Annotated in this window: 11 protein-coding genes and 2 tRNA genes; 5 read left to right on the plus strand and 8 right to left on the minus strand. The window is 67.1% G+C overall.

The annotated features are described in order from the left end of the window. Positions 1–225 precede the first annotated feature (225 nt). Positions 226–1,464, plus strand: a complete 1,239-nt coding sequence (locus ACQP2D_RS34940) for a serine hydrolase domain-containing protein (RefSeq protein WP_433680198.1) — start codon at positions 226–228, stop codon at positions 1,462–1,464. Between the two features lie 258 nt (positions 1,465–1,722). On the opposite strand, the gene ACQP2D_RS34945 is transcribed toward ACQP2D_RS34940, so the two are convergent. Next, positions 1,723–2,439 (minus strand): TetR/AcrR family transcriptional regulator, encoded by a 717-nt coding sequence (locus ACQP2D_RS34945; protein WP_433680199.1) that lies wholly within the window; start codon positions 2,437–2,439, stop codon positions 1,723–1,725. Positions 2,440–2,537: 98 nt separating this feature from the next. Between ACQP2D_RS34945 and ACQP2D_RS34950 the strand changes: the two genes are divergently transcribed. The 3 genes from ACQP2D_RS34950 to ACQP2D_RS34960 all read left to right on the plus strand — a co-directional run bounded on the left by ACQP2D_RS34950 (position 2,538) and on the right by ACQP2D_RS34960 (position 5,124). Further along, entirely contained in the window at positions 2,538–3,239 is a 702-nt protein-coding gene (locus ACQP2D_RS34950) for an NAD(P)-dependent oxidoreductase (protein WP_433680200.1), read from the plus strand. 176 nt (positions 3,240–3,415) lie between these two features. Then, on the plus strand, positions 3,416–4,648 hold the full coding sequence (locus tag ACQP2D_RS34955; protein ID WP_433680201.1) for a DUF6745 domain-containing protein: 1,233 nt from the start codon (positions 3,416–3,418) through the stop codon (positions 4,646–4,648). 20 nt (positions 4,649–4,668) lie between these two features. Next, entirely contained in the window at positions 4,669–5,124 is a 456-nt protein-coding gene (locus tag ACQP2D_RS34960; RefSeq protein ID WP_433680202.1) for a hypothetical protein, read from the plus strand. A gap of 113 nt (positions 5,125–5,237) precedes the next feature. Here ACQP2D_RS34960 and ACQP2D_RS34965 read toward each other — a convergent pair whose 3' ends face one another. The 6 genes from ACQP2D_RS34965 to ACQP2D_RS34990 all read right to left on the minus strand — a co-directional run bounded on the left by ACQP2D_RS34965 (position 5,238) and on the right by ACQP2D_RS34990 (position 10,608). Then, the gene (locus ACQP2D_RS34965) at positions 5,238–7,190 is read right to left on the minus strand and encodes a GMC family oxidoreductase N-terminal domain-containing protein (protein WP_433680203.1); all 1,953 of its coding nucleotides are present in this window, start codon (positions 7,188–7,190) and stop codon (positions 5,238–5,240) included. 245 nt (positions 7,191–7,435) lie between these two features. Then, positions 7,436–8,935 carry a sensor histidine kinase gene (locus ACQP2D_RS34970; RefSeq protein WP_433680204.1) on the minus strand — a complete coding sequence of 500 codons (1,500 nt, stop codon included), beginning with the start codon at positions 8,933–8,935 and terminating at the stop codon, positions 7,436–7,438. Continuing rightward, positions 8,932–9,645 (minus strand): response regulator transcription factor, encoded by a 714-nt coding sequence (locus tag ACQP2D_RS34975; protein ID WP_433680205.1) that lies wholly within the window; start codon positions 9,643–9,645, stop codon positions 8,932–8,934. Before ACQP2D_RS34975 ends, ACQP2D_RS34970 begins: the two co-directional genes overlap by 4 nt. Positions 9,646–9,880: 235 nt before the next feature. After that, the gene (locus ACQP2D_RS34980) at positions 9,881–10,309 is read right to left on the minus strand and encodes a hypothetical protein (RefSeq protein WP_433680206.1); all 429 of its coding nucleotides are present in this window, start codon (positions 10,307–10,309) and stop codon (positions 9,881–9,883) included. A gap of 107 nt (positions 10,310–10,416) precedes the next feature. Further along, a tRNA-Pro gene (locus tag ACQP2D_RS34985) sits at positions 10,417–10,490 on the minus strand. Between the two features lie 44 nt (positions 10,491–10,534). Continuing rightward, positions 10,535–10,608, minus strand: a tRNA-Gly gene (locus ACQP2D_RS34990). A 551-nt stretch (positions 10,609–11,159) separates the two neighbouring features. On the opposite strand from ACQP2D_RS34990, the gene ACQP2D_RS34995 reads away from it, so the two are divergent. Further along, positions 11,160–12,113: a diguanylate cyclase domain-containing protein gene (locus tag ACQP2D_RS34995; protein ID WP_433680207.1), complete on the plus strand. Its 954-nt coding sequence runs from the start codon at positions 11,160–11,162 to the stop codon at positions 12,111–12,113. Positions 12,114–12,185: 72 nt separating this feature from the next. Here the strand turns inward: ACQP2D_RS34995 and ACQP2D_RS35000 are convergent, their stop codons facing one another. Continuing rightward, positions 12,186–13,001 (minus strand): Fpg/Nei family DNA glycosylase, encoded by an 816-nt coding sequence (locus ACQP2D_RS35000; RefSeq protein ID WP_433680208.1) that lies wholly within the window; start codon positions 12,999–13,001, stop codon positions 12,186–12,188. Between the last annotated feature and the right edge of the window lie 66 nt (positions 13,002–13,067).

Raw genomic sequence — 13,067 nt, forward strand, 5'->3', positions numbered from 1 at the left:
GGCGATTGCACGAGGGGGCGGCCTCCCAACCTCACTCGTCCACGGGCTGATCCAGGTTCACGATCGCCGCAAGCCCACCGGGTTCTGGATCGGCCACAGTCGTCCGCTGACCAGAACAGACGGTTGTCCGTCGCGTATGACGCGGTTACAGTCATGTTTGCAAGCTGCTTGCAACTGTTATGCACCGGCTTGCCTGCGTTATTCGACAGACAAGGGAGTCTGACCATGCCCGCTGCGAGCACCGAGGGCGCTGCCGTGCCCGGTCATATGCTGATCGATGACCGGTTCACCGCGGTCGCGGCCAAATTCTTTTCGATGTTCCGCCGCAAGAGTCAGGGCGGCGGCGCGCTCGCGGTGTATCTGCACGGGGAGCCGGTGCTCGATATCTGGGCCGGGTGGGCGGACGGCGACCGGCGCTGGCGTGCCGATTCCATGGCGCTGTCCTATTCGACCGGTAAAGGCGTGGCCGCGACCGTCGCACACCGGCTGATCGAACGCGGTGTCCTCGAATTGGATGCACCGGTGGCGAACTATTGGCCGGAGTTCGCTGTGCATGGCAAGGGCGATATCACAATTCGCGATGTGCTCGATCATCGCGCCGGATTGCAGCGCATCCGCGATCTGGTCGCGAATCCGGACGATCTGCTCGACCACGATGCCGTGGCCGCCGCCATGGCCGCATCCGCACCGGATCCGATGCGGCTGCGGGCCTCCGGATATCACGGCCTGACCTTCGGCACGCTGGTCGCGGAGATCGCACAGCGCGCCACCGGTCAAGAGTTCCTCGAGCTCGTCCGCAGCGAACTACGTGAGCCGCTGGGCGACAACGATTTCTGGTTCGGGGTGCCCGAACATCAGCGACACCGGCTGGCCCGGCTCTCGCCCCGCCTCGGCGTCGCCAAGGTCCCGTTCGACACACTCGTCGCACCATTCGCCGCGCTGCGCGCGGTCAACTCCGCTCGCAGCGCGGTCTATGACGGCTGGGCCGATATGACCCTCGGCATGCGACCCTACGATGCGATGATGCCCGGCTGGAACGGTGTGTTCACCGCCCGCGCACTGGCCGCGATGTACGGCGCCATCGCCAATGACGGCCTGATCGGCCACCGCCGTCTGCTGCGTCCGGAAACCACCCACCGCATCGCCGAAATGGCGCCGAACAGCCGCTACGACTACGTGCTCGGCGCCCCACCGCATTTCGCCCTCGGCTACCACCGCGCCATCGTCGGCACCCGCCTCACCCGCCAGGCCCTCGGCCACTTCGGCATCGGCGGCTCCGGCGGCATCGCCAACCCCCGCCTCGGCCTCGGCATCGCCTTCATAACCAACCACCTCGGCAACCACGCCATGTCCCTGGGCGACGCCCGCCTCCCCACCCTCGCCGCCCTAACCGAGCGCGCCGCCCACACCCCCCTCAGCGAGTCCCCCACCGACACACTGAACAACACCCGCGCCGCAAGCTGAAACCCATGTGGGCTCGGCCAGAGAAACCTCCCCGATCGCCCACCCATCCGCACCCAGCCCCCACGGGTCTTCCATCGACAAACCCGAACTTGATGCCGACCGCCACGCCCCCCTCCCAGCACCTCACCTCCTACCCGATACATCGCCCCTAACTCTGCCCCTCACCATCCGCCGAGAGTGCGCTCATGCAGGTGCACTCTCGACGTCTACCTGCACGAGCGCATGGTGATCGCTCGTCCGAGCGAGCCCGGGCCGGGGTCAGGGGGTGGGTGGGTCCAGGCCCAGGGAGCGGATGAGGTGGCGGATTTCGTTGCGGTAGAGCTTGGCGGGAACGATGGTTTGAGAGCTCAGGTGGCCGAAGATTTCTAGGGAGACCAGGCCGTGGAGGTGGCCCCAGATGCGTAGGGCGATGGCTACTGCGGCCGGTGGGAGGCCGGGGAACTCCGTTTTTACCTCGCTGACGAGTTTTGGGTCGAAGTCCGACCACTCGAAACCGTTATCGACGTAGAGCTTTTCGGCGTGGGGCCAGGCGCCGGCGGCCAGACCGGTGAGGCCAGCGCATACGCGGTGCTCCGCGTCGGGGGCCGCGCCGCCTTCCGGGGGCTGGTAGTTGGGGACCGGATCGCCGTAGATGAGGCGGAAACCGGGCGAGTTCGACAGGGACCAATCGCGAAATGCGCAGGCCCACGCGAGGATTCGGCCGGCGGCATCGGTCGCGGGGCACGCGTCGCGGGCGGCTTCGACCGCGTCGGCGAGGTCGGAGTAGACATCGTTGATCAGCGCGGTGATCAGGTCGTCGCGGGTCGGGAAGTAGCTGTAGACCGCATTGGCGGTCATACCCATTTCGCGGGCGATCGCCCGCAGCGTGATCGCGCCCGGCCCGCCCTCGGCCATCAACCGGAGCGCGACCTGCTTGATCTCCGCAGTCGTCTCGGAGCGTCGTAACTCCCGCCTACTCGGCGTCGCAGTGCCCACGGACGCAACTCTACAACGGCGTGAGAAAACTTAACGTTGTTCAAAGACTTCACGCCGTATAGTTTCTACACGCCGTATCAATCACATCGAGGAGAACCATGTTCATCGGAATCGTCGGCGCGACCGGCAATATCGGCCAGCGGGTACGCACCGAGGCCGTCGCCCGCGGCCACCACGTGACCGCGTTCACCAGGAACGCGAGTCGAATCGCAGACAAGCAGCCGAATATCACCTGGCAGAGCCTCGACATCTTCGACAGCGCGGCCATCGCCGCGGCACTGCCCGGCATGGACGTCCTCATCAGCTGCTACCAGCCGGGAAATGCCGCAACGGATTTCAATGCCACCGTCGCCCGGTCCATCGCCGACCCGACGGTCTACGCGAGCGCCGCCCGCTCACTCCTGAGCGCTCTCGACACCCATCCGCGAACCCGGCTGATCGTGGTCGGCGGCGCGGGCAGCCTGGAGTACGAGCCGGGCCGCGTCACCGCCGATGACGACCAGCGCCTCACCGACACCCTCTACGACCTCGGCCTACCCCGCGAATATGCCGCGGCGGTGCGCGGCCATCGCGCCGCCCTCGATGTCCTGCGCACCTCGAACCGGCTCTGGACCTACCTCAGCCCGGCCGAACTGATCGCCCCCGGCGAACGCACCGGCCGCTACCGGATCGGCGGCGACCAGCCGGTCCGTGATACCGATGGCCGCAGCCGCATCTCGATCGAGGACGCCGCCGTCGCCCTGCTCGACGAGATCGAGCTGCCGCGATTCATACAGCGCCGCTTCACCATCGGCTACTAGCCGCACACCGCCGCACCGGCCGTCCGAACGGCGGCCGGTGCCCGGCTTCAGCTTTCGCGCTTCAGATATTCGCGGAAACGGTGATCATCTCGGCCTTGCGGGAATGCCGCATACCTGCCACCATCGGTGACCATGACTAGCGGAAAGGCCGACGTCGCCACCATCGGGTGAGCGCCGTGGCTACTTCTCGAGCGGCTCGTCGCCGCACTTCCCTGCTCGGTCGCAAAATCTTTGCCCCAGAACGCGTTGCGTCGGCATGTCTGCTGCGCGACGAATGGTTGGAGCACGGTGTGCGCGCCGAACCTTCCGATCGCCCCACCGCCGAAGCGGCCGTATCCGAGCTGTATCGACTCGTCGGCGAGCCACCGCCCGAATTCGTTTGGGTTCCGTCGCCTGCCGCGGCGCCCGCGGTCGCGACGGCCATGGGTCTCGATCCCGGGGCATGGCAGCCGCGGCTGAACAATCAACTGCCGCCATCGGGTCGGATCGCGACGCTGTTGTCCGCGTCCCGGCATCGCATGGACCAGCGGTTGCGACGCGGTCAACCACCATGGATGAATGCGGCACAGCGGGAAGCGATGTGGACCTTATCGCCGGAGGAAGCGGTCCGCGCCGGGGTGCCCGTCGAGCCGATTCTCGCTCTGGCCGTTCAGGATTCGCTGCGCACCTCATTGTCCGACGGTGTGGCGGCGGCCATTCGCACGCTATTGCCGGACAATGCGCGCGATGTGCTCGGCATCGCCTGGTACGGCCAGCAGGACGCCTACCGTGTCGGCTATTACGATGCGATCCGGCAGGCCGGGCTGGTCGCACTCCGCGGCGATGACCTGAGATTGCTCGATATCCAGGTCGCGCTCACCCGTTCCACCGGCTGGTGGTGGTCACTGGGTCCGGTGTGCGTCATGGCCGAACGTCCGACCGTTGTCCACACCGAGCCGACGCCCAATGCTCGCCACAATGAGCGCCGGCTGCACCACCCGGACCTGCCCGCGATCGGCTTCGCCGACGGCAGCCACGTCTATATCCAGCACGGCGCGGTCGTCCCGGACTGGGTGGTGCTCGATCCGACGCCGGAACGCATTCGCGGCGAACGCAATATCGAGGTGCGCCGCTGCGCGATCGAACGGCTCGGCTGGGATGTCTATGTCGACCGCGCCGAGCTGGAACTCATTGCCGAACAAAATGATCCGGGCAATCCGGGTGCCACGCTGCGCCTCTACGACGCCCCCTCCGAATGGGGCAGGCCACTGCGGGTGCTGCTCGCGGTCAACGGCTCGCTCGAACGCGATGGCCACCGCCGCCGCTACGGACTCAATGTGCCGGAGTGGATCGATGACCCACTGTCCGCCGCCGGATGGACCTACGGACTGAGCGGCGACCACTACGCCCAGCTCGTCCGCCGAACCTAACTCTCCCCAAGGTGATTCCCATGAAGCTGACCCTCGCCGACCTCACCGCCCGCACCGGTTTCGAGGTCCTCGACCATCTCGAACTCGAAATGACCATCCCTATCACCGACGGCATCCAAGCCCAAGGTGATCTGATCGTCATTCCACACGCGCTCGTCCGAAATGCCGTCACCGAAGGGCCTTTCGCGCGTTGGCGGGAAGTACCCACCGCTGGACTGGAACTGCTGCGCAGCGGCGCTGGCGGCAATCCGCACAGCCTGGTCGCCGACCCCGGCAGGTGCCGCTGGACCGACAATGTCCGCGACACCACCGAGCTGGCCCTCGGCATGCTCGACACCCACGTCGTGGCCTATCTCATCCACCCCGAACACGGCGCCAGCGCAATCGCCCCCGGCCGCTACATCATCCGCCGCCAACGCGAACGCGGCACCGCCCCGGCCACCGGGCGCTCCCTCAACCACCTCATCGCCGACTAATTCGGAACTGGCGCATACCGCGTGACGTCTTCGCACAGGTTGCGGCCGCTGCGAGGCGCTCACGCGGTATGCGTCAGCTCGGAATCCGGCGACGCGACGAGGGATAGGCGTGCTCAGGTCAGGCGAGTTGCCAATCTGGCGGCGTTCATGTGGGCGATGGCCTCGATGGTCAGCATCGGGTTCACGCCGGAGGCGGTGGGGAAGCAGGAGCCGTCGGCGACGACGAGGTTCGGCACGTCCCAGACCACGCCGTCCGGGTCGGTGGCCGAATCCGCGCGTGAGCCGCCCATGCGGGCCGAGCCCATGATGTGCAGCGCACCCATCGCGCAGCGGCCGGGACCGTAACCGGCGCGCAGACATTCGGCGACGAAGGTGTCGTGGGAGCCTGCGATACCGGGTTCGTAAACCGGGCCGGATTGATGTCCGGAGAAGATCCGGCGCGCCCCGGCGGCCTCCAGAATCGTTGCCGCGCCTTCGATTCCGGCGTGCATATGGGCCTGGTCGTAGCCGGACAGGCGATAGCGGACCACCGCATCGCCCGCGCGGTCGATCGATACCGTGCCATGATCGCGATCTCGGGTGATGACACCGACGGCGACGGTATGCGCGAGATTGTGCATGATCGCGCGATGCTGGGCCGCACCGGTCCAGTTGAGGAAGCCGACCGTCATGCCCGGAGTGAGCGGCCCGGTCTCATAGATCACGCCGTAACCGTGGCCGTTGAGGTCCCGGTGCTGGGTGGAATAGCGCGTCTGCAGGCCGCCCTCCCAGGGACGGATCTCCTCGTCGAAGGTGCCGAAGACCGCGGTGGCGGGATGCAGTCGCAGGTAACGGCCGATATTCTGGCCGGATATCCCGGAACGGCGCAGTAGCGCCGGAGTGTGGATCGCGCCCGCCGCGACGACCACCGCGCGGGCCCGGATGGTGACCGCGTCACCTTCCGGCGTCACGGCCGCAACGCCGCTTGCCCTGCCATCGCGCAGCATGATGGTGCGGACCTCGGTATCGATCAGCAGCCGTGCGCCGTGCTCGGCGGCATCGGCGAGCCAGGTCTTGGTCACCGACTGCTTCGCGCCGATTCGGCAGCCGAAACCACAACGGCCGCATTCGATTCCGGCATCACAGCCGCGCACATTGCGCGGCATCGCGTCGACATGCCAATCCAGTTCGCGCAGACCGCGTTCCAGGACGGTATCGCGGCCGGAGGCGTCGGAGTGCTCGCCGTTGACCCCGAGTCGCGCCGCCACCGCATCCAGCGCCTCGGTGAATTCATCGGCCGCGAATTGCTTGGCGCCCAGGTTCGCCCATTCCTCACGCACATCGTCGGGCGTACGGAAGGAGGTGGTCCAGTTGACCACCGTGCCGCCGCCGAGACACGATCCCGCGACGAGACCGAGCTGTCCCTCCTGTGTGGTCGCCGGGCCCGGGGAGTACAGATTCAGCAGTCCGGTGAGCTCGCCGGTCCCGAAATCAGCGTCATCGTAGTATCCGCCGCGTTCGACGACCACGACGTCCAGTCCGGCCGCCGCGAGCACCGCCGCCGCGGTGCCACCGCCCGCACCGGACCCGACGACCACCACATCGCAGTCGAGCGACGTCTCGCCGGTCGGCCGCAGCGGAGTCAAGGCGGGCCGGGGCGCATCGGGCAGCGCGCCGGACGGACCCGGAAATCCCATCTGCTGCCACGCCGGATTGGTACCCGTCGCCCCGGGCGTCGCGTAGTACGCCGTCAATGCAGCACCCTTGAGCGCCTGGAAGACCGCGCGCTTGCGGGCCAACCGAGAATTCCCGAGCCGTCGCAATGCCTGCTCGCGGTCGGCCTGCGGGAGATCACCGAATCTGCGCGGCCCGGCCCCGATCAACACCCCGAACGTCCGGGAATTCCACACGCGCAGCAGGGTTTCGAAGGCGCGGCGCTGCGCCGCACTCGGATTGCGGGCCAGCAACTGTTCGACCGCCTCGACGGCGCCGAGCCGCGACGCGGACGGCAGCTCCGCCCCGTCCCCCGGCGCGAAGGTATCGCAGATCAGGCTGAGCGTCGCGCGCTGGGCGAGGGTCAAGGACATGAGTCTCCTCCGGGACACAGCTCCAGAACAGTCATTAACTTAACCTACCCGCGCCGCTCCGCCTATGGGCCTCATCTGCGCAGAATGATCAGCAACAGCACCTTCTGCAGCATGTCCAACGCCCGGCCGACGGCGAGCACGGTTTCGACGAAATCTGCGCTGCTCATGGCAGCCCTCTTTTCCTCGGGCGATCGAGCCCCGATCCCCCACTGTCGCAGGGAACGGATGGGCATGTCCACGACGATTCAGATGGCACCGAAGAGGATTCGGAACGTGGTGCCCGCGCCGGGCGTGCGCAGCAGCTGGATCCGGGCACCGTGCGCACCGAGGATCGCGTCGGCGATGGCGAGTCCGAGCCCCGAACCCCCCGTGCGCGAACGCGATTCGGCCGCCCGATAGAAGCGGTCGAAGATGCGCGGCGCGTTCTCCGGCGCAATGCCGGGTCCGTCGTCATGGACATCGAGCACGGCGAATTCGGATGCCTCTGGCAGTGCCGCGCCCGCCTCGGCGGCCACCGGATCGACCAGCGCATTCGCGGCTCGGATCCCGACCGTGACGGTGACCGAGGCCTCGGCTGGCGTGTGTACCAACGCATTATTGACCAGATTCGTCACGACCTGCCGCAATCGGTGCTCGTCACCGACCACCCGAACCGGCGCGTCCGGACTCTCGAGTCCGATATCCCGGTCCGGCGCCCGGGTTGCCGCGTCGCGCACCACATCCGCCGCGAGCGCCGCCAAGTCGACCTCCGCCAGGTCCAGCGCGCGTTCCTGGTCGAACTTGGCGAGTAGCAGCAGATCGTCGACGAGCAGGCCCATCCGGATCGCCTCGCGCTCGATCCGGCGCATCATCTCCCGCACCCCCACCTCATCCTGCGCGCCGCCGCGCCGATACAGCTCGGCGTACCCGCGCACCGAAGTGAGTGGGGTACGCAGTTCATGGGAGGCATCGGCGATGAAGGCCCGCATCCGCCGCTCGGAATCGGCGAGTTGGCGCAGCGCCGAGGACAATCGGGTGACCATCACATTGAATGCGGCGCCGAGTCGGCCCACCTCGGTATGCGGATCGGTCTGTGCGACACGGCGATCCAGATCGCCGGCGGCGATCGCCTCGGCCGTGTGCTCGATCCGGGTCAGCGGTCGCAGGCCGAGCCGGACCAGCACCGCCGCGATAACCGAGATGGCGATCAGCAGCGTCGCGCCCGCCACCAGCTCGATGGTGCGGAGTTTGCCGGTGGTCGCCTCGGTGGTCGCCAGCGACATCGCGATCGCGACGGTGCCGCCACGGGGCTGCCATTCGGTCGCCGGCTGCACGACCGTGCGCACCCGCCACCGGATATCACTCTTCTGGTCGCCGACCGTGAAAGCGGTATTCGCCCTGGTGCGCACCGAGGCCGCGTCCATCGACGGCAATGCCGGTACGGTGCTCAACTCGACCGGCGCACCGAGCCTGCCGATCGGCTGCCCCGCGACATCGAAGAACATGAGCCGAAAGTCCGAGGGCAACTGCTCGTACTCCGGCGCACCCGACGGTGGCGGCGGCGGTGGTCGCTTGGTCGAGGTCATATCGCTGGCAACATGATTCAGCTGCTCGTCCACCCGATCGAGCAGCGCACGATCCAACATCGCGATGCTGAGCAGCCCGAATGCCGCCATCCCGATCCCGGCGATGGCGACCAGGACCAGCAGCAGCCGGGTGCGCAATGTCAGCCGGCGCGGCCGATCCCAGATCCGACCGGCCGTCACGAGCGCGTGCCGCCCAGCCGCACGGTGTAGCCGACACCGCGAATCGTGTGGATCAGTGGCGGATTCCGGGCATCGACCTTGCGCCGGAGCTGGCTGATGAAGGTCTCGACGACCCGGCTGTCGCGCCCGGTCTCCGCACTCCACACCCGATCGATGATCTGCTGCTTGCTGACCACCTTCTCCGCGTTGACGACCAGATACTGCAGCAGGCTGAATTCGGTGGCCGACAACCAGATCTCTTCACCCGCACGGTGTGCCGTATGCGCGTCGACATCCAGCTCCAGATCCGCGTACCTGAGCACCCGGTCGTCGGACTCCTCGCCCTGGGTGCGACGCAGAATCGCACGCAACCGCAGCACGACCTCCTCGAGACTGAACGGCTTGCTCACATAGTCGTCGCCACCGGCGGCCAGTCCGGCGATCCGGTCCTCGACCGCATCCCGCGACGTCAAGAACAGCACCGGCACCTGATTGCCCGACTCTCGCAGCCGCCGTGCCACCGCATAACCGTCCAGATCCGGCAGCATCACATCCAGCACCACGATGTCCGGTGGCCGCTGCGCCGCCGCGGCCAGCGCCTCGAGCCCGCTGGCCGCGGTGTGCACGTCGAATCCGCTCATCCGCAGCGCGGCGGAAAGCAGGTCGAGAATATTCGGCTCATCGTCGACGACCAGCACGCTCGCGGCCGGTGACGCGTCACGGTCGGGCACGGCTACACAATATGCCGCACCGCATGCTCCGATGCCGCACAGATTCGGCCAGGGCCGGCGACTCACAGCAAGCCGACAGATTCACCACAGCTGGGCAACGATCTCAACCGTCCGACCCGATCCCGCGGACCTCAGTTACCGCGCCGCATCGCCACAGCAGGCTATCCGGCAACACTTCGGTGGCCACCGACCGACGCTTCGATGCTGCCGGACATGGTCGTGCGGACGTGCTCGGTTACGCACCATCCCGATCGACGCCCAGGGCCGCCAGGATGCGATCCAACTTCCCACCGACGTCAGAGAACCGGTCATCCATTCCGGAGAGCCGAACATCCATCGCAGAGAGCCGATCACCGACAGCAGACAGCCGATCATCGATTGCCGAGAGCCGGTCGTCAACGGCAGAGAGCCGGTCGTCAACAGCGGAGAACCGGTCGCCAACAGCGGAGAACCGATCATCGACGGCAGAGAACCGGTCATTGATTTCAGCCCTGAGACTGCCGATCTCCTCGATAAACGCGTCATGGTTGCGCGCCACCTTCGCACCCAACGCGGCGAGGTCGGTCGGCGAACCAGCCTTCGCCTTCGCTTCCGCCTGCTGGATCGTCAACGCAGCCACGAGCGTCTCGAGGTTGGTAACCCGATCCTCCAACGGCGCTGGCATGAGCTCCCCTGTCGAACAACTTCGGACCGGCGACGATGCTCGAAGCAAGAGAACCGGGTGAATTCAGGCCCACCCTATCCCGCCCCGACCCCTCCCTGCTGTTTCAGTCGGGGTGACAGGATTTGAACCTGCGACCCTCCGCTCCCAAAGCGGATGCGCTACCAAGCTGCGCTACACCCCGTGGCCTCGCGGCGTCAGAGGGCGCCGACGAGGATGAATCCTGTGTGGAGCGGGTGACGGGAATCGAACCCGCACCATCAGCTTGGAAGGCTGAGGTTCTACCATTGAACTACACCCGCAGGCATACGACATCGATGGGATCGCCACGATGTCGTGTGCGCACCGACTGTACCGAATACGGCGCCGGAAACGCTAATCCGCCCCCGCCGAACCGCTGTGAACAGTTGCCGGGCAAGGGACGATGACCCGGACATCGACAATAGCTCATCGCTATTGCTCAGCGCTTCGGGCCCCCGAGACGTTCTCGCCGAGCCACGAACGGGCCGGTAGCCACCGACTTCACCCCGTTCCGGCGCGCCGTCGGCGTGTCGGTCCGCGACTTTCCGGCGAACAGAATTCCTGTGTAACACCGGAGGCGCGGCAACGATCACATACCCGATCGCCATTCGCGAGGGACCGAGAACTCGTTGTAAAACAGCATTTTTCGGTGCCGAGTGGCTTGCTAGGATCCTTTTTGCCGGACGGGGGTATCTGGAAAGGGGGCGGTGAGCGTGCACCGAGCGAGGTGGACACAACCGCGTAGCAGTGGGAACGATCGGGGTGAAACCGGCACCTGCGTGGGAACAGGGCACCCGGCAGGTACCGACATCACCCGTGGCGGGTGAGTGCGATGTCCGCGGATATCGAACCACCCGTAGCGCAGATGGCCGGCGCGTGGGCACGTGCGGTCTGCGCGGAACCGGGATCACACGCGTCACCAGAACAGTTGCAACCGGTACTAGCCGAGATCATCGAGCGGCTACTGAACCTGGCCAGGTCCGAGCCCTTTCCGGTGCCCGCGGCGCGGATGTTGGGAGCGCGGCTGGTCGAGGCGCCGTTCGAGCGGACCAGAATGCTGGCCCAGGCCACCCGCTGGCTGCTCGGCTTCCCGGCGGGGGCGCCCGGGTCGCTGGTCGCCACGCGCTGGCCGCTGGTCGCCAGCCAGGCCATCGACAGCTACGCCCAGGCGCTGCAGGAACGGGCGCTGGCCCAACAGGAGCAGCACATTTCGGCGGCGGTGTCACTACGGGTGCAGGAGATCGCCGCATTGCAGCATCGGCTGCGGCACGAGGCCACCCACGACGCGCTCACCGACCTCGCCAACCGCACGCTGCTACAGGACAAGGTGCGGCTGATGGCGGCCGACCCGAACCGCGGCGTCGGCCTGCTGCTGATCGATCTGGACCGGTTCAAGCAGATCAACGACAACTACGGCCATGCCGTCGGCGACGAGGTGCTCGTCGAACTGGCCCGCAGGCTGCGCGAGATCTGTCCGCCGGAGACCGTCATCTGCCGTTATGGCGGTGACGAATTCGTGCTCGCCACCAACCCACACCACAACACCCTCGGCGATATCGCGCACCGCATCGTGGCCGCGCTGCGTGATCCGGTGTGGTCGACAGCCGGCCCGGTACCGGTCTCGGCCAGTGTCGGCACCGCCTACTCGCCGCCGGGCGAATCCTGCGATTTCACCGATCTGCTACGGCAGGCCGATCGGGCGATGTACTCGGCGAAGACCGCTGGCGGCCGCCGCTTCGCCCTTGCCGAGACCGATAAACCCGAAATCAAAGCAGTGGCAGGCTGATCCGCTATTAGATGGTTCGACCACAGGGGCCCGCTGGTCACCGATGAGGTGACCAGCGGGCCTTGTAGTCGATCAGCCGGCTTGACAGCTGGGGCACCAGAACAGGTTTCGGCCCTCCAGCACGTTGTGGGCGATGGAGGTGCCGCAGATGCGGCATGGGGCGCCAGCGCGGCGGTAGACGTAGGTGCGTGGGCGATCGGCCGCATAGGACGGTTCACCGTGGTCGTGTTCGGGGCGGACGACGACCATCTTGCCGACCCGCACCCCCACCCGCATCAGCGCGACCAGATCGGTCCACATCGCGGCCCACTCCTCGGCACTCAGCGAGGTGCCAGGACGCTGCGGCGAAATGCCGTGCCGGAATAGCAGTTCCGCGCGGTACACATTGCCGACACCGGCGAGCACCTGCTGGTCCATCAGCAGTGCGCCGATCGGCCGACGCGAGCGGTGAATGCGCCGCCACGCCCGTTCGGGATCGGCGCCGCGCCGCAGCGGATCCGGGCCGAGCCGATCGGTCAGCGCCGTCAGTTCCGCGCGGGTGTACACCTCACAGGCGGTCGGCCCGCGTAGATCGGTGCCGTACAGGCGATCATCGGCCGACGCGTCGCCGACGATCCGCATCCGCACCTGCCCGACAGGTTCCCCCATCGGCAACGGCACCTCGGTGAACACCCCGTAGAGGCCGAGGTGCACATGCACGATCAGACCCGACTCGTAGTGGTGCAGTAGATGTTTGCCGTACGCCTCGGCTCGCATGAGCACCTGCCCGTCGACCCGGGCGGCACCGGCGGCGAACTTGCCCTGCGGACTGGACACGCGCACCACTCCCCCGGCGAAGCGCCGTTGATGCAGTCGCGCCAGTCGGTGCAGCGTATGACCCTCAGGCATCCGAGCCCGGCATCCTCTCTGTTCCGCCGCCGGGGCGACCCGGGACACCGGGCCGCCTTGTGGGAC

The sequence above is a fragment of the Nocardia sp. CA-119907 genome (genome assembly GCF_050955995.1).
GTDB lineage: Bacteria > Actinomycetota > Actinomycetes > Mycobacteriales > Mycobacteriaceae > Nocardia.

Bases quoted from the DNA above. Each gene is read 5' to 3' on its own strand.
- ACQP2D_RS34940 (WP_433680198.1), top strand. From the start codon at position 226: ATGCCCGCTGCGAGCACCGAGGGCGCTGCCGTGCCCGGTCATATGCTG.
- ACQP2D_RS34950 (WP_433680200.1), top strand. From the start codon at position 2,538: ATGTTCATCGGAATCGTCGGCGCGACCGGCAATATCGGCCAGCGGGTA.
- ACQP2D_RS34960 (WP_433680202.1), top strand. From the start codon at position 4,669: ATGAAGCTGACCCTCGCCGACCTCACCGCCCGCACCGGTTTCGAGGTC.
- ACQP2D_RS34965 (WP_433680203.1), bottom strand. From the start codon at position 7,190: ATGTCCTTGACCCTCGCCCAGCGCGCGACGCTCAGCCTGATCTGCGAT.
- ACQP2D_RS34980 (WP_433680206.1), bottom strand. From the start codon at position 10,309: ATGCCAGCGCCGTTGGAGGATCGGGTTACCAACCTCGAGACGCTCGTG.
- ACQP2D_RS34995 (WP_433680207.1), top strand. From the start codon at position 11,160: ATGTCCGCGGATATCGAACCACCCGTAGCGCAGATGGCCGGCGCGTGG.
- ACQP2D_RS35000 (WP_433680208.1), bottom strand. From the start codon at position 13,001: ATGCCTGAGGGTCATACGCTGCACCGACTGGCGCGACTGCATCAACGG.